Origin of the sequence: Variovorax gracilis, assembly GCF_030317115.1 — a bacterium.
Classification (GTDB): domain Bacteria; phylum Pseudomonadota; class Gammaproteobacteria; order Burkholderiales; family Burkholderiaceae_C; genus Variovorax; species Variovorax gracilis.
This window is the reverse complement of the sequence record NZ_JASZYF010000039.1, coordinates 1-24,429: the sequence shown is the minus strand read 5'-3', so window position 1 is coordinate 24,429 and position 24,429 is coordinate 1. Positions and strand designations below refer to the sequence as shown.

22 protein-coding genes are annotated in these 24,429 nt (G+C 65.0%); 15 read left to right on the top strand and 7 right to left on the bottom strand.

All coding sequences use genetic code 11. The annotated features are described in order from the left end of the window. Window positions 1-9: 9 nt before the first annotated feature. Genes fdhF through QTH97_RS33125 form a run of 3 tightly spaced genes read left to right on the top strand, consistent with a single transcriptional unit; the run spans window position 10 to window position 3,925 of the window. Window positions 10-2,874: a formate dehydrogenase subunit alpha gene (fdhF, locus tag QTH97_RS33135; protein ID WP_286572837.1), complete on the top strand. Its 2,865-nt coding sequence runs from the start codon at window positions 10-12 to the stop codon at window positions 2,872-2,874. Window positions 2,875-2,894: 20 nt separating this feature from the next. Next, complete coding sequence (fdhD, locus tag QTH97_RS33130; protein ID WP_444813506.1) at window positions 2,895-3,698, top strand: formate dehydrogenase accessory sulfurtransferase FdhD; 804 nt, start codon at window positions 2,895-2,897, stop codon at window positions 3,696-3,698. Window positions 3,699-3,712: 14 nt separating this feature from the next. After that, complete coding sequence (locus QTH97_RS33125) at window positions 3,713-3,925, top strand: formate dehydrogenase subunit delta (RefSeq protein WP_286572835.1); 213 nt, start codon at window positions 3,713-3,715, stop codon at window positions 3,923-3,925. A 42-nt stretch (window positions 3,926-3,967) separates the two neighbouring features. Here QTH97_RS33125 and QTH97_RS33120 read toward each other — a convergent pair whose 3' ends face one another. The 4 genes from QTH97_RS33120 to QTH97_RS33105 all read right to left on the bottom strand — a co-directional run bounded on the left by QTH97_RS33120 (window position 3,968) and on the right by QTH97_RS33105 (window position 7,231). Further along, window positions 3,968-4,570 (bottom strand): sugar transferase, encoded by a 603-nt coding sequence (locus tag QTH97_RS33120; RefSeq protein ID WP_286572834.1) that lies wholly within the window; start codon window positions 4,568-4,570, stop codon window positions 3,968-3,970. Between the two features lie 53 nt (window positions 4,571-4,623). Further along, complete coding sequence (locus QTH97_RS33115; protein ID WP_286572833.1) at window positions 4,624-5,427, bottom strand: hypothetical protein; 804 nt, start codon at window positions 5,425-5,427, stop codon at window positions 4,624-4,626. A gap of 1,130 nt (window positions 5,428-6,557) precedes the next feature. Beyond that, entirely contained in the window at window positions 6,558-6,902 is a 345-nt protein-coding gene (locus QTH97_RS33110) for a hypothetical protein (protein ID WP_286572832.1), read from the bottom strand. Beyond that, window positions 6,899-7,231, bottom strand: coding sequence for a hypothetical protein (locus QTH97_RS33105; protein WP_286572831.1), 333 nt, complete (start codon window positions 7,229-7,231; stop codon window positions 6,899-6,901). The genes QTH97_RS33110 and QTH97_RS33105 overlap by 4 nt, the downstream gene beginning before the upstream one ends. A 160-nt stretch (window positions 7,232-7,391) precedes the next feature. Between QTH97_RS33105 and QTH97_RS33100 the strand changes: the two genes are divergently transcribed. The 8 genes from QTH97_RS33100 to QTH97_RS33065 all read left to right on the top strand — a co-directional run bounded on the left by QTH97_RS33100 (window position 7,392) and on the right by QTH97_RS33065 (window position 15,414). After that, window positions 7,392-7,589, top strand: a complete 198-nt coding sequence (locus QTH97_RS33100) for a hypothetical protein (RefSeq protein WP_286572830.1) — start codon at window positions 7,392-7,394, stop codon at window positions 7,587-7,589. Further along, on the top strand, window positions 7,549-8,475 hold the full coding sequence (locus QTH97_RS33095) for a DUF6502 family protein (RefSeq protein ID WP_353655691.1): 927 nt from the start codon (window positions 7,549-7,551) through the stop codon (window positions 8,473-8,475). Before QTH97_RS33100 ends, QTH97_RS33095 begins: the two co-directional genes overlap by 41 nt. Then, window positions 8,472-9,809 (top strand): DUF5666 domain-containing protein, encoded by a 1,338-nt coding sequence (locus QTH97_RS33090; protein ID WP_286572829.1) that lies wholly within the window; start codon window positions 8,472-8,474, stop codon window positions 9,807-9,809. The genes QTH97_RS33095 and QTH97_RS33090 overlap by 4 nt, the downstream gene beginning before the upstream one ends. Window positions 9,810-9,826: 17 nt before the next feature. After that, entirely contained in the window at window positions 9,827-10,108 is a 282-nt protein-coding gene (locus tag QTH97_RS33085; protein WP_286572828.1) for a hypothetical protein, read from the top strand. Window positions 10,109-10,476: 368 nt separating this feature from the next. Continuing rightward, complete coding sequence (locus QTH97_RS33080) at window positions 10,477-10,791, top strand: hypothetical protein (RefSeq protein ID WP_286572827.1); 315 nt, start codon at window positions 10,477-10,479, stop codon at window positions 10,789-10,791. A 180-nt stretch (window positions 10,792-10,971) separates the two neighbouring features. Then, window positions 10,972-11,844 (top strand): hypothetical protein, encoded by an 873-nt coding sequence (locus QTH97_RS33075; protein WP_286572826.1) that lies wholly within the window; start codon window positions 10,972-10,974, stop codon window positions 11,842-11,844. A 41-nt stretch (window positions 11,845-11,885) separates the two neighbouring features. Continuing rightward, window positions 11,886-13,802 (top strand): coiled-coil domain-containing protein, encoded by a 1,917-nt coding sequence (locus QTH97_RS33070; protein WP_286572825.1) that lies wholly within the window; start codon window positions 11,886-11,888, stop codon window positions 13,800-13,802. Window positions 13,803-13,938: 136 nt separating this feature from the next. Then, window positions 13,939-15,414, top strand: a complete 1,476-nt coding sequence (locus QTH97_RS33065) for a DUF1254 domain-containing protein (RefSeq protein WP_286572824.1) — start codon at window positions 13,939-13,941, stop codon at window positions 15,412-15,414. Between the two features lie 25 nt (window positions 15,415-15,439). Here the strand turns inward: QTH97_RS33065 and QTH97_RS33060 are convergent, their stop codons facing one another. Then, the gene (locus tag QTH97_RS33060; protein WP_286572823.1) at window positions 15,440-17,125 is read right to left on the bottom strand and encodes an AMP-binding protein; all 1,686 of its coding nucleotides are present in this window, start codon (window positions 17,123-17,125) and stop codon (window positions 15,440-15,442) included. A 161-nt stretch (window positions 17,126-17,286) separates the two neighbouring features. Between QTH97_RS33060 and QTH97_RS33055 the strand changes: the two genes are divergently transcribed. Beyond that, window positions 17,287-17,823, top strand: a complete 537-nt coding sequence (locus tag QTH97_RS33055; RefSeq protein WP_286572822.1) for a GrpB family protein — start codon at window positions 17,287-17,289, stop codon at window positions 17,821-17,823. A 22-nt stretch (window positions 17,824-17,845) separates the two neighbouring features. On the opposite strand, the gene QTH97_RS33050 is transcribed toward QTH97_RS33055, so the two are convergent. Then, the gene (locus QTH97_RS33050) at window positions 17,846-19,159 is read right to left on the bottom strand and encodes an ABC transporter substrate-binding protein (protein ID WP_286572821.1); all 1,314 of its coding nucleotides are present in this window, start codon (window positions 19,157-19,159) and stop codon (window positions 17,846-17,848) included. Between the two features lie 215 nt (window positions 19,160-19,374). On the opposite strand from QTH97_RS33050, the gene QTH97_RS33045 reads away from it, so the two are divergent. After that, window positions 19,375-20,682: a ClC family H(+)/Cl(-) exchange transporter gene (locus tag QTH97_RS33045; protein WP_286572820.1), complete on the top strand. Its 1,308-nt coding sequence runs from the start codon at window positions 19,375-19,377 to the stop codon at window positions 20,680-20,682. Window positions 20,683-20,694: 12 nt separating this feature from the next. On the opposite strand, the gene QTH97_RS33040 is transcribed toward QTH97_RS33045, so the two are convergent. Then, window positions 20,695-22,086 carry a patatin-like phospholipase family protein gene (locus tag QTH97_RS33040; protein ID WP_286572819.1) on the bottom strand — a complete coding sequence of 464 codons (1,392 nt, stop codon included), beginning with the start codon at window positions 22,084-22,086 and terminating at the stop codon, window positions 20,695-20,697. Between the two features lie 177 nt (window positions 22,087-22,263). Here QTH97_RS33040 and QTH97_RS33035 point away from each other — a divergent pair, with 177 nt between their 5' ends. Further along, complete coding sequence (locus QTH97_RS33035) at window positions 22,264-23,745, top strand: MBL fold metallo-hydrolase (protein ID WP_286572818.1); 1,482 nt, start codon at window positions 22,264-22,266, stop codon at window positions 23,743-23,745. A 200-nt stretch (window positions 23,746-23,945) separates the two neighbouring features. Further along, the coding region (locus QTH97_RS33030; protein WP_286572817.1) for a hypothetical protein at window positions 23,946-24,429 on the top strand (484 nt) is incomplete at its 3' end.

Genomic DNA, 24,429 nt, shown 5'->3' with positions numbered 1-24,429 from the left:
GAGACATTCATGCTCGACCACCTCAAGGAAACCGACTACGGCACCCCACGGCGCGAATCCGAAGCGGAAGTGACGCTGGAGATCGACGGCAACGAAGTCACCGTGCCCAAGGGCACCTCGCTGATGCGTGCCGCAGTCGACGCCGGCATCCAGGTGCCCAAGCTGTGCGCGACCGACAGCCTGGAGCCCTTCGGCTCGTGCCGGCTGTGCCTGGTCGAGATCGACGGCCGGAAGGGCTACCCGGCCTCGTGCACCACACCGGCCGAAGCCGGCATGAAGGTGCGCACCCAGTCGCCCAAGCTGCAGGAGTTGCGCAAGGGCGTGATGGAGCTCTACATCTCCGACCATCCGCTCGACTGCCTGACCTGCAGCGCGAACGGCAACTGCGAGTTGCAGGACATGGCCGGCGTGACCGGCCTGCGCAATGTGCGCTACGGCTTCGATGGCGCCAACCACCTCGACTGCGTCAAGGACGAGTCGAACCCGTACTTCAGCTACGACGCCTCGAAGTGCATCGTGTGCAACCGCTGCGTCCGCGCCTGCGAGGAAACGCAGGGCACCTTTGCGCTGACGATCTCCGGGCGCGGCTTCGAATCGCGCGTGTCGCCGGGCATGGACGAGCCCTTCATGGAGTCCGAATGCGTGAGCTGCGGCGCCTGCGTCGAAGCCTGCCCCACGGCCACCTTGCAGGAGAAGTCCGTCATCTGGCTCGGCCAGCCCGAGCACAGCGCCATCACGACTTGCGCCTACTGCGGCGTCGGCTGCGGCTTCAAGGCCGAGATGAAGGGCAACGAGGTCGTCCGCATGGTGCCTTGGAAGGACGGCAAGGCCAACGACGGCCACAGTTGCGTGAAGGGCCGCTTCGCGTGGGGCTACGCGACGCACAAGGACCGCATCACCACGCCGATGATCCGCAAGAAGATCACCGACCCGTGGCAGGTGGTGAGCTGGGAAGAGGCGATCGGCCATGCCGCATCGGAGTTCAAGCGCATCCAGGCCGAGCATGGGCGCGATTCGATCGGCGGCATCGTCTCGTCGCGTTGCACCAACGAAGAAGGCTACCTGGTGCAGAAGCTGGTGCGCGCGGCCTTCGGCAACAACAACGTCGACACCTGCGCCCGCGTATGCCATTCGCCGACCGGCTACGGCCTGAAGCAGACGCTGGGTGAATCGGCCGGCACGCAGACCTTCAGGTCGGTCGAGAAAGCCGACGTGATCCTGGTCATGGGCGCGAATCCGACGGACGGCCATCCGGTGTTCGCCTCGCGGATGAAGAAGCGGCTGCGCCAGGGCGCGAAGCTGATCGTGATCGACCCGCGCCGCATCGACATCGTCAAGTCGCCGCATATCCGGGCGGCCCATCACCTGCAGTTGCGGCCGGGCACCAACGTGGCGGTCGTCACGGCGCTGGCGCACGTGATCGTCACCGAGTCGCTGACCGCCAGGGACTTCATCGCGCAGCGCTGCGACGACAAGTCTTTCAGCGACTGGTGCGACTTCGTCTCTCGTCCCGAGAACTCGCCGGAGGCCACCGAGTCGGTCAGCGGCGTGCCGGCGGGCGAGCTTCGCGCCGCCGCGCGCCTCTACGCGACGGGCGGCAACGCGGCCATCTACTACGGTCTCGGCGTGACCGAGCACAGCCAGGGTTCGACCACCGTGATGGGCATCGCCAACCTCGCCATGGCGACCGGCAACGTCGGCCGCGAGGGCGTCGGCGTCAACCCGCTGCGCGGCCAGAACAACGTGCAGGGTTCGTGCGACATCGGCTCCTTCCCGCACGAGCTGCCGGGCTACCGGCATGTGTCGGACAGCACCGTGCGCGGCGAGTTCGAGGCCGCCTGGGGCGTTTCGCTGCAAAGCGAGCCGGGCCTGCGCATCCCGAACATGTTCGACGCGGCGCTCGACGGCAGCTTCAAGGGCCTGTACTGCGAGGGCGAGGACATCGTGCAGTCCGATCCCGACACGCAGCACGTCGCGCACGCGCTCGAAGCGATGGAGTGCATCGTGGTGCAGGACCTGTTCCTCAACGAGACCGCGAAATACGCGCACGTCTTCCTGCCGGGCTCGTCCTTCCTGGAAAAGGACGGCACCTTCACCAACGCCGAGCGCCGCATCTCGCGCGTGCGCAAGGTGATGCCGCCGAAGGCGAAGTACGCCGACTGGGAAGTGACCATGCTGCTGTCGAACGCGCTCGGCTATCCGATGAACTACAGGCACCCGGAAGAAATCATGGCCGAGATCGCTGCGCTGACGCCCACCTTCTCGGGTGTCAGCTACGCGCTGCTGGAGCGGCTCGGCAGCGTGCAGTGGCCCTGCAATGCCACCGCGCCGGAAGGCACGCCGACGATGCACGTCGACCAGTTCGTGCGCGGCAAGGGCAAGTTCATCATCACGAAGTACGTCGCCACCGACGAGAAGGTCACGCGCAAGTTCCCGCTGCTGCTCACCACCGGCCGCATCCTGTCGCAGTACAACGTCGGCGCGCAGACGCGGCGCACCGAGAACAACCAGTGGCACAGCGAGGACCGGCTGGAGATCCACCCGCACGACGCGGAGGATCGCGGCATCCTCGATGGCGACTGGGTCGGCATCCAGAGCCGCGCCGGGGATACCGTGCTGCGCGCGGTCATCAGCGAGCGGATGCAACCGGGCGTGGTCTACACGACATTCCACTTCCCGGAGTCCGGCGCGAACGTGATCACGACCGACAGCTCCGACTGGGCCACCAACTGCCCCGAGTACAAGGTGACGGCGGTCCAGGTCATGCCGGTGACGCAGCCGTCGCAATGGCAGCGCGAGCAAAGCCGCTTCGACCGGATGCAGGCGGAGTTGCTGGAGCGGCGCTTCGCGAACGAGACGGTGGCGTCCAAGTGAAGCGCGACGACTTCGCGCCGATGCCGCCCGAGGGCGCGCGCCTGGCACCGGTGGTGCGCTGGCGCGACGGCCGGCGCAGCGAGATCGACGACTGGCTGACCGAGGAAGTGCCGGTCGCGCTGGAGTTCAACGGCATCTCGCATGCCGTGATGCTGGCGACGCCTGCGGACCTTGGCGACTTCGCGCTCGGCTTCGGATTGAGCGAAGGCATCTTCGCGTCGGCCGCCGACCTGTACGACTACGAAGTGAGCCATTCGCCAAAGGGCACCACCGTGCGCATGGAAGTGTCGGCCCGAAGCTTCGCCGGCTTGAAGGATCGGCGCCGCACGCTCGCAGGGCGCACCGGCTGCGGCGTGTGCGGCACCGAGAGCCTGGACCAGGTGCTGCGGCCCGTTCCGGCCGTGGCCTCATCCGTTTCGGTGCACGCCCGCGCCGTGGCGCGAGCGATGCGCGAGATGCAGACACGTCAGGCGCTGTGCGGGGCGACCGGCGCGGTGCACGCGGCCGCGTGGTGCTCGGCGGACGGGGCGGTGCACATCGTGCGCGAGGACGTGGGCCGCCACAACGCGCTCGACAAGCTGGTCGGCGCGATGGCAGGCGCCGCGATCGACAGCGGCACCGGCTTCATTGCAGTGACCAGCCGGGCCAGCGTCGAGATGGTCCAGAAAGCCGCTGCGGTCGGTGCATCGATGCTCGCCGCGGTCTCGGCGCCGACCCTGCTCGCGGTCCATTCGGCGCAGGCGGCGGGGATGAGCCTGATCGGCCTGGCGCGGCAAGGCAACCTGGTGGTGTATTCGCACGCCGATTGCGTCGTGCTCGACTGAAGAGATCATCGAAGATGAAGATCGACAACCTGATCCGCATGGCCAATCGCATCGGCGCGTTCTTCGAGGCGATGCCCGACCGGCCGCAGGCCATCGCCGACATTGCGCTGCACATCCAGCGCTTCTGGGAGCCGCGCATGCGCCGGCAGTTGCTGGCGCATGTGGAGGAACATGAGGGCGCGGGCGTCGAGCCACTGGTGCTCGATGCGTTGAAGCAAGTGCGGTGAACGCCAGGCTCCGAAGCTCGTGTGCCGACGACCTGGGCGCGATCAGGCCGATCCGTCGCCGCTCAGAACGACGCGGAAAGTGCGCGCGAGAATCTTTGCATCCAGTCGCAGTGACCACTCCGATGCATACCGGGCGTCGAGCGCGACGCGGTGCGCATACGGAAGGCGATTGCGACCGCTCACCTGCCACAGGCCTGTGATGCCGGGCCGCATCTGGCAGTAGTGGGCCCAACTGCGACCGTACAGGCTGCGCTGGCGAACCATGCAGGGACGAGGACCGACGAGGCTCATGTCGCCCTTCAGCACATTGAAGAACTGCGGGAGCTCGTCGAGACTGAGCTTTCTGATCACGCGGCCGACGGGCGTGATGCGTGGATCGTCGTCCAGTTTCTGGAACTCCTGCCAGCGAGTGCGCGCGGCCGTGTCGTTCTGCAGATGCTGCTCGAGGACCTGGTCCGCTCCTTCCACCATCGAGCGAAACTTGTAGCAACGAAAGGGCCGGCCGCCCTGGCCCAGGCGGGTCTGCCCATAGTGGACCGGTCCGCCCGTTCCAACGAGCACGGCCGCGGCGACAAGCAGGTAGAGCGGCCCAAGGAACACGAAGAAGCTCAATGCTCCCATGATGTCCACCGAGCGTTTCAGCACGCGCTGAGGTCCTGTGAGGCGGTACGGTTCCAAGGTCGAATCCTTGCGTCTCGTCAATCAGCGGCCGGGGCCACCGCCACCACCGGGGCCACCGCCACCGCCGGGGCCACCGCCACCGCCGGGGCCACCGCCACCGCCGGGGCCACCGCCACCACCGCCGGGGCCACCACCACCGCCGCCGGGGCCACCACCACCGCCGCCGGGCCCACCACCACCGCCGCCGGGGCCACCACCACCGCCACCGGGGCCACCACCACCGCCGCCGGGGCCACCGCCGCCGCCGCCGGGGCCACCACCGCCGCCGCCGGGGCCACCACCAGCGCCACCTCCAGCGCCACCACCAGCGCCACCTCCAGCGCCACCACCAGCGCCACCTCCAGCGCCACCACCAGCGCCACCTCCAGCGCCACCACCAGCGCCACCACCAGCGCCACCTCCAGCGCCGCCACCAGCGCCACCACCAGCGCCACCACCAGCGCCACCACCAGCGCCACCACCAGCGCCACCACCAGCGCCACCACCAGCGCCACCACCAGCGCCACCGCCAGCGCCACCGCCAGCGCCACCGCCAGCACCACCACCAGCGCCGCCGCCAGCGCCACCACCAGCGCCACCACCAGCGCCACCGCCAGCGCCACCGCCAGCGCCACCGCCAGCACCACCACCAGCACCACCACCAGCACCACCACCAGCACCACCACCAGCACCACCACCGCTAGCAGCGCCAGCGGCGCCAGCAGCACCGCCTGCACCGCCACCAGACCCATTCCCGCCACCGGGGCTGCTGCCGCCCGGATCGGCAGCACTGTTGGCGACTGCGAACCCGCCGATCGGGATCGAGCCTTTGGATACGGCACTCCCAGTCACGGGTTGACCGATCGACGAGCCGGAAACCGCGGCGTTAGACGAGCTGGCCGCTTGCGTTCCCGCCACGGGAGCGGTGACACAGATCGCTTCGCCAAAGGGGTTGTACCGGTCGCAGCGTGTCGTGCTGCCCGCCGTGCGAACTGTGCCGGCCTGAACCGGCGCGGTCGGGCGCACCACCGCGGCGGGGCTGTCGGTGCGCGGCGGTTCCGTTCGGATGGAGCGCTGGACAGCGACGACGGGCTCCACTGCCTTTGGGCGGCTGACTGCGACGGCGCGCGACGCGGCACCGGCTCTCGCCGTGCTGTTGTCGCGTCGCAGCGTCCCGCCGCGAGCCCGCTGCGGCTCTGCCAGCGCTTGCCGGGTCGGCGCCTGGGGAGGCTGTGCGTCCGGAACCTGCGACGCCTCCGCCTGGGATGCATTGGAAGGCTGTTCCGCCGGAGAAGCTTCCGACGCCGCGACCTGCGGTTCGGCGGACGCGGACGCGATGGCCGGCGTTTCAGGCTGCGGCTCTGCCGGCGGAGGCACCGGCTCGACGCGCTGTTCGATGATCGGTGCGACCGCCACGGGCGCAGCCGATGGTCGCGACTCCGGCACTGGCACCGGCACAGGCCCCGGCCCCGGCCCCGGCGCCGCCACTGGCGTGGGCGGCAACGCAGCCTGCAACTCGGAGCGTTGCCAATGAATCGCTGCCGCCTCGCGAGGCGGTGCCGCGTTGCGTTCCACAGTGCGGTTCCAGTACCAGAACACGAACGCGACAATCGACAGGAAGACGGCCACCAGCAACAGCACGACGGGCCCGTCGAGCCCACCGGGAAGAGCGGGCCGCCTGGCGAGTTCCCGCTTTTCGGTGCTGCGCGAGACGACGAACAAGTCGTTCGCCACCGCCGCCGGCATGCGTGCGGCCGCCATCGTCGGCACGGGCAATGGCGGCACCCTGGGCATCCTTGGGGCTCTGGCAGCCCTTCCCTCGGGCAAGGACCCGGCGGAGACATTCGCTGCCGTGCGAATTCCGGAGAACCTGCCCGCGCAGCCGCGACAGTACCTCGCACGGTCCCTGTTCGCCGTGTGGCAGGACTCGCAGAACTTGGTCATGGCGATGGCAGCGAGAGAGGACGGGGACTCAGGGAATCGGTATCGATGCAGTGATCACCACAAGCAGATTGATCACCACCGCAAAGGCCACGAAGTCCATCGCGGACGCGCGGTCCGGCATGGTCAGCGAGTGCCAGGGCAACATGTTGCCGCGCTCGACTTTCGCGTTGTCCTTGGTGGGCGCATAGAACGCCGGCAGCTTGTGCGAGCAGCATTTGCAGTAGCGTGCCGAGCCCATGTTGATGGTGTTGCACGCATCGCAGATCTCGGCGGAAGGCGTGCCCACTTGCAGCCTCGCCAGATCGACGAGACTTCCGAAAGCGACCGTGCGCTGCGTGCCGCCAGCTTCGCCGAGGTGAATGGCGGCGGTCATGGACGCTCTCCCTGATCAGGCAGCGTCGCGCGATTGAACGGAGCCGGCGTGCCGACGCAAGGCCAGAGGACCTTGGCTCTGCCGACGCCACGCTTCAATCGTCGCTCCGCAACGGCGAGCCTTGCAAACATCTGCAGGTCGAAGTCCGTTGGCCCGGGCCCGGCACCCGCGATGTCGCGGCCGAATGCGCTGACGATGCGCGACTGCATCGCCTCCCTGGCATGCGCAGCGGCAACCCACGCCTTGCGTGCGCTCATTGCGTGCGGAGGCAGCGAAGGCCTCGGGCTTCGATTCACCGCATTCGTGTTGCGCGTGTCGGGTCTTGTCATCGCACTCTCCCGGAGTAGAGAAACAATTAATGTGAAACTTTCACATCTGTAGTGCTGTTGTCTTATAGTGACCGGGACGAACTTGTAAGACAGCGGCTGATGTCGCTGTCCCGTTGGTAACTGGTGGTTAACGCCTCCCTCCGCAACAAGGAGCCACGCGGTGGACAAGACCTTGCGAGTGCTGATCGAGATCAGGTTGCGTCGTTCAGACAAGGTTCAGGATGCGCTCACCGACGAACGTCACGGCCTGTGGATTCCGGACATCCCTTCCAACCGTGCGAAGCTGGCCCAGGCCGCTGAGGTCGCCAACCAACGCCATGGCCACGAAACACACTGGATCGAAGAACGCCAAGCATGAACGGGGCCGGGGAGCGCTCCGGCAACGCATGGCGCAGGGCAGGGAAGGCCAGTTGGCGTGGGTCGTCGAGGCCTGCGCCCGCGTGCTGCGGCCGCTGGTCCGGCTCGCACTTGCCTTCGGCGTCAAGCATGCGCACCTGGAGGAATTGCTTCGTGACATCCTGGTCGACGAAGCACGTCGCGCGTGGATCGACAAAGGCACCGAACCCAACATCAGCCAGTTGTCGGTAACCACGGGGCTGAACCGCAAAGTCGTCACCACGAGGGTGCGCGAAGAGGCAGGCTCATTGCCCCAGACGGAGATGTCGGCTGAAGCCAGGACCTTGACGCTATGGCTGCAGATGTTCGCGGACAACCCGGCGAATCGCACGCTGCAGATCGTGTCCGAAGACGAATCGGTGCCATCCTTCGAGGCTGTCGCGCGACGCGCCAGCAGAGGCAACGTGCACCACAGGGCCATCCTCGACGAACTGGTGCGGCTTCACATGGTTACCGAGCGCGACGGCACGACCGAGCTCGCCGTGGCGGGCTTCGTGCCGGCGAGCGACTTGAAAGGGATGCTCGCGTTCCTGGGCGACAACTCGCGTGATCACCTCCTGGCGGGCGTGTCGAACACCATCGGCGAGAAGGCTCCCATGCTGGAGCGTTCGGTGTTCGCGGCCGGCATATCGCTCGAGGAATGCGAGCGCATTCACCAGCTCGCGCGCGAACGCTGGGGCGGTCTTCATGACGAGCTGGCGCGCGAGATGAGACGCGCCTATGAGGGCGCGGACAAGACGGCTTCGGGGCGCATCCGGGTCGGCATCTACACCTACTACGAAGACGCCCGGGCCGAGCACCTTGCCGCGCCCGCGGGACCCTCCAAATCATCGGGAAAGAAAGCATGAACAGAAACCTGCTTCGCAATGTCCTTCTGTCGCTGTGGATCGCCTTGCTTCTGTCCTGCGGAGGCGGCGGTGGCGGAGGCGGCGCGATGGTGCCCGTCGGCACATCGGCATCGGGGACTTCCGGCGTCGCAAGCCCCGTCGGCTCCATTGGCGATACGAGCCCGAGCGGTGCAAGCGACGGTATCGGCGGCATTGCAGCCAATGATGGAAGTTCGACAACGGCCGCGAGTGGTGACGACGGTTCGGGCGTCGGCTCCGGCGGCACCGGCGTGAGCACCGCCGATGCGACGGGCGTCGGCGCGGTCGATGGCGCGGGAAGCATCATCGTCAACGGACTGCGCTACGACACGACGACCGCCATCGGAAACGTCCAGGACGCGCCCACGGGTCTGCAACTGGGCATGACCGCGAAAGTCACGGGGCCGGTCAACGCAAGCTTCACGAGTGGCATCGCCCGTCGGGTCGATTCGGCCGCCGACATTCGCGGTCCCGTGGGATCGGTCGACCTGTCGCAAGGCAGCTTCGTCATCCTCGGTACGACGGTGACGACCGACGAGGCCACCGTGTGGGCGGATGCATCCGGTCTCGCGGCCATTCCGGCAGGACGCACATTGCAGGTCTGGGGCTTGCCGGGCGCACCGGGCATGCTGCGAGCGACGCGCGTGGAACAGCGTGAGCCTTCTCCCGCCATCCTCACCGGCACGGTGCAGAACCTCGACGCGGCAGCGCACACCTTCACGCTCGGCGGACTCGTGGTCGACTACGGCCGGGCAGTCCTGAGCGGAAGCCTGGACGGCCGACCGCTCGCCAACGGAACCATCGTGCGAGTGCGCGCCGACACCTTCTCTGCGAGCGGGATGGTCGCCACGCTCGTGCAGTGGTGGTATCCCTTGCCGACCACAGACGCCACGACGGCGCAATTCGCGGGCATCGTCACCGACTACGCGGGAGTCGGTTCGCTGCGTGTGCTCGGCTTCCCTGTCGACGCATCCTCGGCGCAAGTCACCGGCGGACCGGCGCGCGCCGTGGGCAACGGCGTGAAGGTGGAAGTCGGTGGCGTCGTTTCCCGCGGCGTCCTCAAGGCCACCAAGCTCAAGATCCGGCACGTACCGGGCACCGGCGGGCCTGCCTCCTTCGACCTGATCGGCACCGTCGGCGCCTTCAACTCGCCCGCCGACTTCCGCGTGAAGGGGCAGCCCATCGATGCAGGCGGGCCCGGCGTCCTGTTCCCCAACGGCACGGCTGCGAACCTGCGCAACGGTGTGAAGGTGAACATTCATGGAAACCAGGTCGTCGACGGCGTGCTCAAAGCACAGACCGTCATCTTCGAATGACCGCGCTCGCCTCGACCATGGAAAAAACAGATCGCGACCTCGACGAAGCCTTGTCACCGGATACGGACTTCGAGTACCGGGGATGGCTGGTGCGACTCGAAACCACACGTGCGGACGACGTCTGGTCGGGGCATGCCGATCTGCTCTATGCCGACGTGCACCGATGCAGGGTCGTCCTGGCGACCTCCCGCCTGGATCTTCCGAGCGCACGACTCGCGCTCTGTGCGAGGGCTCGCGACTTCATCGACGACTGGTCCACACGGGATCACTCGGGGAACACGGCTTTCCTGGAGTTCTGACGCAGAAAGCTCGCCGCCGAGCTTCCCCGGCTCCACGCTTCCGCACCGTCCGCCGGATGCGGGACCTGTCGCATTCCTCGACTTCAACCGGCGACGCGCCGCGTCCAGCAGAGCGTCGGGTAGTAATTTAGGATTACTTTAAGCGTCCCGGAGTTCAAGCAAGTAATTGAGAACGGGACCGGATATTACTTAAGGAATGTTGCGGCGGCAGCCAATTCTCGATAGGCAAGAAAAGCAGGTTTTGATCGAAAGAAAAATCGCCGGCGCAGGCTGTTGACAGGTGCGCACGGCAGATCTATAAACCTCTCCCTGCGTAAAAATAACAATTACGCAGCTGCTCTCGACCTGTTTATTCGAGGAGTATTTCCATGGCTGACGTCGGCTTGATCATCAATTCGTTGAATATCATTGCCAATGCACAGTACCAGGGACGCGCACAAAGCCGAAAATCCCTTCATCAAATAGCCTTCGAGAGGCTGCAAGGATCGGCACAGCAGGTTGCCGCGATTCTCACGCAGAATCCAGCTCCCAATGCGGATACGCGGGAAAACCTGCAAAGTCAATTCGACGCAATGCAAAAGGATGTGAATTCCTATTGCACGAACACGGACGGCACCCACGACATTGTCCGCGCATTCAACAATGCCAGCGTCGAGTGGGAATTGCTCGCCAGCGGCAGGTAGCCCTGCAGAAATCCAACCCGTAGAGTACGCAGGGCGCCTTATCCAGGTCGACCTTCGCCCTGAGCATTCCAGCTTGGCCGTGGCCCGAGCTCCGCCCGCATCGTCAGTTTTGCAGATGGTCTTGAATAGGGGGAAGCTGTGAGGCCTTTTGGAACCCTGATCCGCGGAACAGCATTTGGCATGTTCCTCCTCAGCGCCGTCGCATTCGATCTCGGCGCGCAAACCCAAGACCCGTACGACACGCAAATAGCGGCATTCAAGTCGAAACTCCAGGCGGTCGAGAATTCACAGGCGGACATTAACCGGCGAGTGGCGTGTCTCAGCCAACGGGACTCCCAGCTCACTTCGCAGCGCAAGGACAAGGAAATCGCTCTCGGAAAACTCCGCACCCAGGAACAGGAATTGACCCGCAATATCGGGACGCAACAGGCCGCCTACGACGGATTCAACGAAAGCTTCCGTTCGGAACAAGGGAAACTGAGCAATTTGCAGCGCGAACTCCGTCAACTCGAAGCGCAAAAGCGCTGGCAAGAGGATTGGATCCGACAGTGTCAGGCGGAAAAAGACTGGAAACGCCTTTGGGGCTTGACTTGCGAAGCCGACATGAACATAGCGAAGACTTTCGGCCAGATCAAGAGTTATGAAGGCGACATCGCCGCCGCCGCAAAAAAAGAGCAAATCGCACGCGAAAGCATGGATTTCGCGAAATCCAAACTGGATGCCAGTGAAAAGGATCTCACGGAAACCAGGCAACGTGCGCGGGAGACTGATGCGGCGATCACCCAGACCGAGGCAGTGCTTCGCACTACAAGCAAGGTGCTCTCCGAAGTCCGTGCATTGATGCAGCCCTTCAAGATCCTGATCAGCGACTTCACCGTGGCGCTCAACGAAGCCAAAGAGGTCAATCTCGAAGACAAGCGCAGACGTACCTTGAATTCACTTTCTTTCTTCGGGAAGGAGGCCGATGCCGCCATCAACAAACACTCCATTGCCGTCTCGCAAACCGAAAAGACTCTCGGCCAGGGATGGATGAGCGATTGCGTCACGCAATAGCCGTCCTGAAAAATTTGCAACAACCATGAATAGGAAACGCCATGGCAAGCATAGCTGTATTTGAAAGCCGCGAAGCGAAGCTCAACAAGGACATATCGACCCAGGTCGACAAGATTCTCGCCGCAACGCCCATCAAGCTCCCCGAGCCCGATGCGGAAATCTCCAAGCTCTACGTGAAGAAAATCGAGGGCACCTACAACGTCGATCGCGCAAAGACGGATACGGACCATGCGATCGATCTTCTATACATCGCCTACAACACGACTCCCCAGAAGGAAGGAGCAATTCGCGTAAAAATCGGCGACATCATGAATAGCCTCATCACGGCACAGCAAGACAGCGAAGTCGCGATGTCGAACGCGATGAAGGTCTCCGACTTCGTCATCGGCAAGCTCGGCAACATCCATGCGGATTGGCTTGACGTCAGAAAAGTCGACAGCGCCGAAAACACAAAAGGCGTGGAGGAAATCAAGGAGTTCCTCAAAAGCGACATTCTCGACCTGGCCACCAACATCAAGACAAAAGCGCTAGGCGTCAAAAAGGAACTGGACGGCATTGCAGCCACGTATGCCGGCATTATCAAAAGAACCGTCGAAGCGACATCGACCAGCGAGAAGGCCTTGTCAAGCGAGCTGAAAGACAAGGCTGCAATCGAAAAAGAGATCAACGAGTCGACTGCCAAGCGCGAGCAACTCGATGCATTGGTGAAGGACTTGCAGCTCGAGGTGGAAAAATACGACAAGAAGGCGCGTGACTACGAAGGCCGGGCGAATACCGCAGAGGAGCGCGCGTTCATCATGTCGATCGTGCAGATCGGCGCGCAGATGCTGGCGGGGGCGCTTCCGGCGATTGTCACTGCGGTGACGGCCTCGGCCACCGGCGGTGCATCTATCGTCGCATCGGCGGCCGCAAGCACGGTCAACCGCACGCTCGGGGACAAGAATGCCGACGTGAAGCCTGACGCGAGCGCCGACGAGCAGATCATCAGCAAGAAGAAAGAGCTATCGCAAAAACAGGCCGAGGCCGACGTGGCGGAAAAGAAGATCACCGCGCTGAAGGGGGATATCAAAGGTCTCGACAACGAATTGAAAAAAGAAGAGGCGAAGGACAAGGCTCCAAAGGAAAAAGATCCGAAGGACAAAGAAGCTGCTGCCGCGGAGCCGGACAAGAAGGAAGAGTCCGAAACCGCCAAAGAGCTCAAAGGTCGAATCAAGGAAAAGAAGGAGGAGTTGAAAACCGAGGAAGACAAGTACGCAGTGCTCATTGGCGTCCTGTCCGGCCTTCAGGCTTCTCTCACGGCGTTGGACAAGGGCCTGGGGAAAATGACGGAAAAGCTCGAAAACACCGCGGCCGGTCTGCGCGAGATGCAGATGAAGATGCTGGACAAGGTCGAGACCTACGAAAAGGAAAGGCGCACCCAAAACGCGGAGCTGGTCAAGATCAATGCGTTGCTCAAGGGCAAGCGGGACGATCAGGAGACCATCAAGCTCACCATCCGCTCGCTCAATCTGAGTATCAGTGCGCTGAAGCGAGCGAAGGAAATCATCGAGGAGATCGCGTTCTTCTTCAAGTCGTTCGCTGATTTCATGGACCGGATCAGCCAGGAAACCGAACTCGATATCGCGTTGTTCAACGAGTTCGCCAAGAAGGAGAAAATTCGGGAGAACTACTTCAAGAATCTCATCCAGGGTGGCGACAAGTTCTTTGTCAGAGAGCAGGCCGAGTGGAATGCCGTACGCATCGTGTGCGACAGGTTCTGCAAGAGCTTTGCCGATGGCTGGTCGAAGCTCAACAAGCTCAGCGGAAGGTATATCGAGGGGAAAGAACTGGACGCGTATTTCGTCACGGCCTCGGCAAAGCTGGAGCAGATCGTGAGTGAACGCGAGGCCGCCGCCAAGCAGAAGATTCTGGATCTCGACGGCTATCGCAAGGAACTGCGCGACAGCGCGATGGCCTAGGGATGCAAGGTCCTTTGCACCAAAGGGCCGTTGCGGGCGGCATGCCGCGCTCCTAGCATGTCGCTTCCCCTGGAGCACGCGTTCTCGGACCAGGCGGTGCCGTGCAAACCAGCGTGAAGTCCTCTTGGAGTCGACCATGACCTCGCCTTACACCGTCAGGGCCCTCACACCCGCGCACGCCGATCTCGCCAACGCGGCCGGCGTCCCCGCGCAATTGGCGAATGCGAAGTACGTCGAATCGCTCGCCCGCATCGTCTATTACTGGGGCTATCCGGCGGTCGATACCTTCGGCCGCACGAGTTCGTGGCAGCTCATGAAGGAACCCGGTGCCACGCTGGGGCTGTTTCCGGGTGCGCCGAAGAATCGCATGGGCTACCTCGCGGACTACTTGCCACCGTCGCAACGCAAGGTGGTTACGCCCAACAACGACACGATCTACGGCGTGTGCCTGTTCGACCTGGCGAGCGACAGCGTGGTGATCCAGACACCGACCGATGTGCCGAAGGGCCACTACTGGACGATTCAGATCGTCGATCTCTTCACCAATGTGACGCACCAGCTGGGCTCGGCATCGGGCACGCCGGGCGGCAAGCTGCTGCTGGTGGGGCCGGGCTGGGAGGGCGAGAAGCCGGCCGGCTTCATCGACGTGCTGCGTTCGCCGACCAACGTGGGCGGCGCGTTCGGCCGGAGCTTCGCCGCGCATGCGCCCGAGGCCAAGGCTCGCGCACGCGCCGTGCTCAACCAGATCGGCATCGTGCCGCTGAGCCAGGACCGGCCGGGCCGCCTCGCTTTCGACTGCGAAGCCAGCGCGCGCAACAAGGTCTTCCCGCCGGGGCTCACGGCCGAGATGGTGGCCGCCGACCCCGATTTGTTGCGCGGTCGACCGGTGAACGTCAGGACCTTCTGGGACGACCTGAAGAAGGCGCTCGACGCGAACCCGACCGTCGGCGCTGACGACGCACCCATGGCTGAACAGGCGCGCACGCTGTTCGCGCTGAGAGAGACGAACCAGGCATGGAAGACGCTGCTCGACCAGGTGGCGCTCGAAGCCGATGCCGAGCTGCACGACGGTGCCAAGTACCACCAGGTCGGCGTCGATGCCAGCGGCAATGGCTGGCAGCGACAGGAGAATGGCGGCGCGTGGGGCACCGACTGGTTCGGCCGCGCGCAGGCGGCGGTGATCTACATCTTCGTCAACGACTATCGCGAGGCGATCTACTGGATACGGGGCACCGACGCCGGCGGCGCGCTGCTGTACGGCCGATACGACTACACGATGAGCTTCCCGAAGGGTGCGCTGCCACCTGTCGATCGCGACAAGGGCGGCTTCTGGTCGCTCTCGATGTACGACCAGGACTACTACATGCTGCCCGCGAGCCCGAACGGCCGCCACAACATCGGGACGGTGAACCTCGATGCCGACGAGCTGGAGTTCAACGCCGACGGCTCGCTCACGCTGCACCTGTCGCACCGGCCGCCCACGGACGAGACCGCGAAGGCCAATTGGCTGCCGGCACCCGAAGGCCAGTTTGCGCTCATCGTGCGCACCTACGTGCCGACGCAGCCGCTGCTCGACGGTAGCTACAAGCTGCCGGACGTGCAGCGCGCGTGAGGCGGGGCCAGGAGGCGGGGTCGGGCTAGGCGACGTCCCGCAACTCGCGCCGGAGGATCTTGCCCACTGTGGACTTGGGAAGGGCCTCGACGATACGTACGAGCCTGGGCACCTTGTAGCCGGTCAACGATGCGCGGCAGTGGTCGATGACGTCCTGCTCGCTCAGCGTCGCGCCCGGCGCCTTCACGACGAAAAGGCGCAGGGCCTCGCCGGTCTTCTCGTCTGGCGCGCCCACGCACGCGCACTCCGCCACGCCGGGACATGCGGTCGCGACTGCTTCGATCTCGTTCGGGTACACATTGAATCCGGAGACGATGATCATGTCCTTGATGCGATCGACGATCTTCAGGAATCCCTGCTCGTCCAGCACGCCGACATCGCCGGTGCGGAAGTACCCGTCCGCCGTGAAGGCGGCCGCGTTGGCCTCGGGTTGTTGCCAGTAGCCGCTCATCACCTGCGGTCCGCGAGCGCAGATCTCGCCGGGCTGGCCCAGCGAGACCTCGCGGCCCTCGTCGTCGACCAGCTTGATGTCCGTGGAAGGCACCGGCAGCCCGGTCGTGTGGGTGAACCTGCCGACGGACGGCGGGTTGATCGAAAGCACCGGGCTCGTTTCCGACAGCCCGTAGCCCTCGAGGATCAGGCAGCCCGTGACCTCCTTCCAGCGTGCGGCGGTGGCTTCGATCACCGCAGCGCCGCCGCCGGCGGACAGGCGCAGGTTCGTGAAGTCCACTTCCTTGAGGCGTGGGTGCGCAGCCAGGCCCGCGTAGAGCGTGTTGACGCCCGCGAACACCGTCAAGCGGGACTGCTTGAACGTGTCGATCAGGCCGTCCAAGTCGCGCGGATTGGCCACCAGCCAGTTCTCCGCCCCGACGGAGAAGTAGCTGATGAAGTTCACCATCAGCGCAAAGATGTGATACAGCGGCAAGGCAGTCACCACCACCTCATCGCCCGGCCGAATGGTCGAGTGCATGAAGGCCTTGTACTGCTCGGTGTTGGCCACCAGGTTGCGGTGCGACAGGCAGGCGCCTTTCGACAGGCCGGTCGTGCCGCCGGTGTACTGCAGGAACAGCAGGTCGTCGCCGGTGAGCGCCGGGGCCTGGTAGCCGGACGGCTTGTCCTCGCGCAGGATCTCCGACAGGGGCATGACGGCACCCAGCCTTGCATCGGGCACGGGGCCGGGGAGCGGCTTCGGCAATGCGTCGCCGGGGGCGACCCCGATGATGTGCTCGACGGGGCTTTCCTTGACCGCCTCGGCGAGCGTCGGCGTGGAGCCGTTGAACACGACGATGATCTTCACGCCCGCATCGGCGAGCTGGTGCGCGAGCTCGCGCGGGGTGTAGAGCGGGTTGACATTGACCTGCACCGCACCCAGCCGCGCGATGCCCAGGAAGACCACGGGGAAGGCCGCCAGGTTGGGCATCATCACCGCGATGCGGTCGCCCTTGCGGACGCCAAGCTCGCGTTGCAGGCAGCTGGCGAAGCGCGCCGACAGCCGGTCGACGTCGCGAAAGCTCAGGCTCTGGCCGAACGAGCGGAAGGCTGTCTTGTCGGCGTATTGCACCATCGCCTGCTCGAGCAACTCGACGATCGAGCCGTAGGCATCGGGATCGATGTGCGGCGCGATGTCGCCGTACGACTGGACCCAGGGCCGCCGAGTCGTTGCTGTCTCTTCCAAGGCGTTGCCGTGCAACGCATCCATGCTGTCGATCATGTTGTCTCCAGTGACTTGCTGGCGCTCAGGTCGGCGCCGCATCGTTGGAGATCGAATGTAGGCATCTGTCGGATTCGAGCCTAGGTCGCATTTCGACAGATTTGGGTGGGAATCTGCCAATCGGAGCGGGCGGCGCGCAGAATCGGGCGCCGAAGTGACGCATGAAAATCGAACCGTTCGACGAAGGCCTTGAGCATCGGAACATCGTTCCGTACGACCCCATCTACGCCGACGTCTTTGGCAAGGTCAGGGCTTATGCGCTGGCCCGTCTCGCAGACGTCGAACTCATGCACATCGGCAGTACCGCCGTGGCAGAGCTGCGCGGCAAGCCGATGATCGACATTGCGGCCATCACCAATGAGTCGAATCTGCGAGAGAAGCAGGTTGAGTTCGAACTCGCCGGCTTCCATCGTCGGCCGGTCTGGGTAGACAAGGATGAGAAGCCGTATGTCTGCGCCTCGGTCCTGCATCAGGGAAGGCGATTCAACATCAACATCCACATCTGCCACCGGGGCGATCCGGTTCACAAGGACTCTCTGGCCTTCATCGGGATCCTCCAACGCCGTCCGGACTTGCGTCGGAAGTACGAGGAAGCGAAAGATCGAGCGCACGCCATCGATCCTGCCAACCCTCAGATCTACAACCGGGAGAAGGAAGCCGTGATCAAGGAGATCGAGGCGCTGATTCCGGGCCGATAGGCTCGGCGCGTCATTCGCAGGTTCACTCGATCACTTCGTCCGCACCCAGCAGCACCCTTTGCGGGACCGTGAGCCCCAGCGCCTTCGCGGCCTTCAGGTTGATGACCATATCGAGCTTGGTCACCTGCTCGAACGCAATGTCGCCCGGCTTCGTGCCCTTGAGGATCTTGTCGACCAGCGCGGCCGCGCGGTGGAACATTGCCGGGAAGCTGCCCTGGTACGAGGCCACGCCCCAGCTTCCCAGGTAGTCCTTGTGGCCCCAGACGGAAGCCATCCGGTGTTTCACGCACAGCTCGCCGAGCCTGGCACGGTGGACGAAGAACGTAGGGTCGGCGAGGATCGCGACCGCGTCGACCTCTTCGCTCGCCATTCTTGCGAAAACGGCGTCGTAGTCGTCCGGACCACGCGCCCCGAGGACCCGTACCGGCACCGCGAGCACGCGTTCGTAGCTCGCGACATCTTTCTCGATGCCGCCTTGCGTTGCAGTGTCCGGGTTGAACAGCACGGCAAACTTGCGCGCCGACGGCACGATGTCCTTCATCAACTGAAAGCGCTTGGCGAGGATTCCCGAGAATGCGCCAGAGATCCCGGTGAAGTTGCCGCCGGGGCGGGCGATGCTTGCTGCAAGTCCCATTTGCACGGGATCATCCACAAGCACGGCCACCACCGGCAGCGTGCTGGTCGCTTGCTTGGCCACCATGGGCGGGCCAATCCCGGTCGTCACGAGCACGGCGATTTCGAGGCGCAGCAGTTCGGCCAACAACTCGGGCAGCCGTTCTGCCTTGCCGTCGGCCCAGCGGAACTCGATGACAAGGTTCCGCCCCTCCACATAGCCCAATTCGCGCATGCCGCGTGTGAACGGCTCGACCATGCCCTGCGTGGGACCGGGGCCAAGGGTGGCGCCGCTGAGAAAGCCGATCCGGGCCTGGCGTGCAGAAGGCTGAGCCTGCGCGCGCCACGGCGCCGCGACGAACGTCACCGCGGTGCCAATGAAGGCCCGCCGCACAACGTCGGACCGATCCGTCGCCCGGTGAAGCGCTCTCATGGATACCCCCTTTCGGACGGCTCTCCCTTCCTCCATTCTGTGACTTTCTACACGCTCCAACTTGGACGACATGTCAAAGTACGTACCAAAGTAGTACCGCCCTCTCGAAGAATCGACACCTGCGACCTCGCCGTTTTTGGCTGCGTCAACGATTCCAGATTCAAGACGGGATATGGCGAAGAAAATCCGACTCAACAACGACCAGTGGAACAGGCTGCAGAGGCTGGCAAACCAGAATGGAAAGAGCGCCCCGAACGAACCGGCCGACGTGTCGCATCGGCTGTGGTCCAACGGCCTGGTGGCATCGGACCGAAAGGGCTGCGAATACCTGACTGATCAAGGGGCCCGTCGGTTGAGTCAGGGTCGGTAGCTGACGGGCATGCATTCGCACGCGGCTCATCCGCAGTCGCGCAGTCGCTGCGAAAGATGCCGCCGTCGAACGCATGTGTGGCAACATCCGGCGCCAGGATGAAGGTGCTGGGGGCCGCCCGTCGGGTGACATCTAAATGGCGCGAAATCTCGATCAGGACGACAGCAGGGCCGGCACGCTGGTTCTCGCGCTGCTGTCGCTGCTCGTGGGATGTGTCACGGGTCTCGTCTGCGCCGTATTCCGGCTCCTGCTTGAAAGGGCCGATGCCCTCCGAGGCGACTTCATTGGCTGGGCGCATCAGCAGGGCGCGGCTGGCCTTCTGCTCGTCGTCGCGAGCGCCGCTGCAGCCACTGCGCTTGCCGCAGCACTGGTAAGCAGGTTTTCCCCGAACGCGGCAGGCAGCGGCATACCGGAGGTCGAGGCCGCGATCAACGGCGGCGACCCGGGCAGACCCGTGCGCACTGCGATCGTCAAGTTCTTCGGCGGCGTGCTCGCCATCGGCTCCGGCCTCGCGCTCGGTCGCGAAGGACCCAGTGTGCAGATGGGACACTCGATCGCCGACGTGATCGGCCGGCTGTTCCGGCGCGGTCAGGTCGATGCCCGAGTGCTGTTCGCCGCGGGCGCGGGAGCGGGTCTCGCCACCGCCTTCAACGCCCCGATCGCCGGCGCGGTGTTCGTGCTGGAGGAACTGCTGCGGCGTTTTGATACGCGCACCGCTGCCGCGGCACTGGGCGCGTCGGCGGGCGCGATCGCGGTCGCGCGCGTGTTCGTGGGCGTGGAGCCGGATTTCACCGTGCCGGCGCAAGCCTTCCCGGGCTTCGCGACGGTGCCGGTCCATGTGGCCCTCGGTGTCATTGCCGCGCTCGTGGCTGCCGCCTACACACGCGCCGTCATGGGCGCACTGGCGATCGCCGACCGGGCCGGCGGGCTCCCGGTCGCGGCTCGGGCAGCGCTGATCGGCGGCGGGGTCGGCCTCCTGGGTTGGCTGGCACCCCAGTGGGTCGGCGGCGGAGACGCGATCACGCAGCAGACCCTGCTCGATGCCGGATCGCTGTCCACGATCGCCTTGATATTCGTCATCCGCTTCGCGCTCGGTCCGCTTTCCTATGCGGCCGGCACGCCCGGCGGCTTGTTCGCGCCGATGCTGGTCCTCGGCGCGCAGATCGGCCTCGTGTTCGGGCGGCTGTGCGGGCAGTCGCTTCCGGACGTCGGATCGCCGACCGCCTATGCCGTGGTCGGCCTGGCGGCATTTTTCACGGCGGTCGTCCGTGCGCCGCTGACGGGCATCTGCCTGGCCGTCGAGATGACGGGCAGCGTCAATCTGCTGCTGCCGATGCTGGCCGCCTGCTTCGGCGCCATGGTCGTGATGAACCTGCTCGGCATTCCGCCGATCTACGACCTGCTGCGCGACCGGGCCGAACGCAAACTGCGCTCCGCCGGATAGCGCGGGTCGAGATCAGGGCGCGGCGGGGGATTTCGGAACGACCTTGTCTGCGCGCAGGCCGGCCAGCAGACGCTGATAGTCCGGATTGTTGCGAAGCAACTCGCGGCCGGTGGCGATCAGTCGTGCCACCTGCTCCTTGTCCAGGACGAAGCTGGTCGGAATCTCGTTCAGGAAGCGGCGCAGCGGAACATCCGGCACGTCTTCGAAGCTCAGGCGTACGAAGTACGAACTCACGGGCCGTTCGGGTGTCGTGAGTTCACGCGTCCAGCCATCGAGGCTTTGCTGCATCTGCTGAAGCGTCGCCACGTTGTAGCGATGCAATTGGACATTGGTGACGGCACTCATCGTCTGCTCGAAGGTCGGCTGCCGACTGCTCTCGCCGATGCCCCCGGGCGCGTCGGCCGCTGCGTTGACCGAAATGATGGCGATGCGGCGCGGCGTCGCGATGCCGAGCGACTGGATGTACTTTTCCGCACCACCGGCCAGATCGACCGCGTCCAGCAATGCGCGAAGGCCCAGGTTGTCGGTGATCCCGCCATCGACCAATTGGGCGTACTTGTGCGTGACCTTGTTCTGGTACGAGAGGTCGTCCTGCACGACCATGCTCAAGTACGCGTCGTCCGTGTCGCGCTTCCTGGCAGCCTCGAGCCAAGGCGGCATGCCGCGCGCGCAGCCGCCGTAGTTCTCCAGTACCACCGGCCCGAACAGCACCGGCACGGCGCTCGAGGCAGTGACGGCCCGGGCCAGCGGGAAGCGGCTGAGGTCCGAGCACATCAGGTTGAAGTATTCCTGGACGAACGAAAAGCGCCCGCCCGAGCTGAGGTCGGAACTGTTGATCAGGATCAACGGGGCATCACGCCTGACCAGATCGCCGAAAGTCGCATCGCCGAAAAGCGCCTGCTGGTAGTAGGACACCGCCACCTCGGTGCGGCCGTGGCTGCTGAACCATCGCGCGGGATTCATCAGGCCGCGCAACAGAGCGCCTTCGACGTCGCTGCGCAGGAATCGCTCTTCGAAGTCGACGAAGATGCGATTGCCGTAGAGGCCGTAATAGGCCGATGTGAAACTTCCACCGGAAACCGAACTGATGACGGTGATCGCATCGAGCAGGCTCTGGTCCTTGCCATTCATCTGCACATGGGTGTCGCGCAGCTCCTGCATGACGCCGTAGGACAAGGCTGCGGCTCGCGTGCCGCCACCCGAGAAAGCGACAGCCAGAATCAACTCGTCGGAACGGCGACGGTGATTCTCGACAAAGCCCCCCAACGAATAGACAGGACCATGAGGGGCCGGCGTCAGCGGCACGTTCTCGACCACCCCGTAGGTGGTGCAGGCGCCGAGCGCTAGCGCCATGCCCAGCAGCATCGCTCGTCGTCGGACGCTGCCGGTCGAAGAAGCTCTCATGTTCCTTCAGAAATTCGCGAGGCCTCGGCTTCGCAATGGCGTGGGCAACACGCCTGCATGCACCGCCTGACACGCTAGTGCGCGCCCTCGGTCGAGTCAAGCCCCGCACCTTCGCTCCCTTGGGAAGTAGCACAATCTGGCGCGGCGAACTCGGGTTCGCCGACAACAGGAGACACGATGATGCGATTCGCCTTGACACGCACCGGCGCATTCCGTTCGGCTTTCGTGATCGGCATGGCCTGTTGGCTGGCCGCCTGCGCCTCCAGGTCGGACAACGCCGCCGACGTCCTCGCCCGTTCTGCGGCGACCATGGGCGCTTCCAACGCCCAGAGCCTGCGCTACACGGCCGAGGGCACCGGCCATACCTTCGGCCAGGCGTACAAGCCCGGCGGGACCTGGCCGCGCATCACTCTGCATTCGTTCACCCGCACCATCGACTACGACAAGGGCGCGATGCGCGATGAGGTCGTGTTGAGCCGCGCCGAGCCAACGGGCGGTGGTGGCTATCCGCTCGCCGGCCAGCAGCGCAATGACCAGTCGTTGAGCGGCGACGTGGCGTGGAACCAGACGCCCAACGGCGCCGTACCGGTGCCGCGCCTGGTCTCCGATCGCATGCATCAGCTCTGGATCACGCCGCACGGCGTGCTCAAGGCAGCGGCGCGGAACAACGCGGAAGCGGTCCGCGGCGCGGACGGCGGCGCCATGCTGAAGTTCGTCGAACCGGGCCGCTTCAGCGCGACCGCCCAGCTCAATGGCGAGGGGCTCGTCACACAGGTGGACTCCGTCTTTCCCGATCCGGTGCTGGGTGACACCCGCACGGTCACGTCCTATTCCGATTACCGCGACATCGCCGGCATCAAGTTCCCGATGCGAATCAGGCAGACCATGGGCGGCTTTGAGGTGCTGGACCTCACGGTCAAGGACGTCCAGGCCCATGCCGACACCGCAGCACTGCAAATTCCTGATGCGGCCCGCAACCAGGGGGAACGCGTCACCGCCGAGAAGGTGGCCGAAGGCGTGTGGTTCCTCGGCGGCGGCTCGCACAACAGCGTGGCGATCGAGACGAGGGACCACCTCGTCCTGGTCGAGACGCCGCTCAACGACGCCCGCACCCAGGCGGTGTTCGCACAGGCCAGGACCCTCGCGCCGGGCAAGCCGGTCCGCTTCGCGATCAACAGCCATGCGCACTTCGACCATGCGGGCGGTGTGCGCACGGCCGTGGCCGAAGGCGCGACCATCGTCACGCAGGCAGCCAACGTCTCCTATTTCGAGAGCGCCTTCGCGCAGCCGAACCGCGTGAGACCCGACCGCATGGCGCAGGAAGGCAGGCGCCCGGACATCGTTGCCGTCGGCGACCAACTGGCCATGGGCGACGCCTCGCGCCCGATCGAGGTGCACCGCATCACGGGCAGCGTCCACAGTGACAGCTTCCTGATGGTCTATCTGCCCAACGAGAAGGTGTTGATTCAGGCGGATGCATTCACGCCGTCCGCACCGAACACGCCGCCGCCGGCAGTGCCGAATGCCAACAATGTCAACCTGATCGCCAACATGGAGCGGCTCGGCCTCAAGGTCGACCGCATTCTGCCGCTCCACGGCCGCGTGGTTCCCGTGTCGGAACTCTACGCAACGGCCGGCAAGCCATTGCCGGTGCGTTGAGTCGACCGTATCGAACGAGGGAGGCTACGGCCGATTGGCCGCCGAGATCACGATCTCGACGCGGCGGTTCTTCGCCTTGCCCTGTGGCGTGCTGTTGGGAACGGGGTCCGAGGGCAAAGCGATTGCCCCAAAGGGCAAGTGGACTTGCGGGTGGGTTGCGCGGATCATCCAGATCCCGACACTTGCAATGTGATCGAACGATGGGCATCGACAGTGGACGCTGGCCTGGGTGGCTCGTCGCGATCTGCTGCGTGCTGATCGCCCCGGCAGGCATGGCCGCCGACGTCCGGCACGTGCTGGTGCTCTATTCCAATGGCCGCCTCGTGCCGGCCAACGTCGATGTCGAGCGCGGCCTGAGAGGTGCGATCCGGGACACCGCCGCCAGGCCGGTGGAGGTCTTTACCGAGTTCCTCGACTATCCCGACTTCGTCGGAGACGACTACGAAGACACCGTCGCGACCTATCTGCGGCGCAAGTACGCCGCAAGGCCGCCCGATGTCGTCATTGCCGTGGCAAGGCAGTCGCTCGACTTCCTTCTGCGCCAGCGCGCGCGCCTGTTCCCAGGGGCTCCCGTCGTCCACACGGCCGCGTTCAGGGCGTACCCCCAGCCGTTTCCCGCGCTCCCCGCCGACGTGGTCGGCGTACCGGTCGAGTACGACCCCGCCGGCACCATCGAGCAGGCGC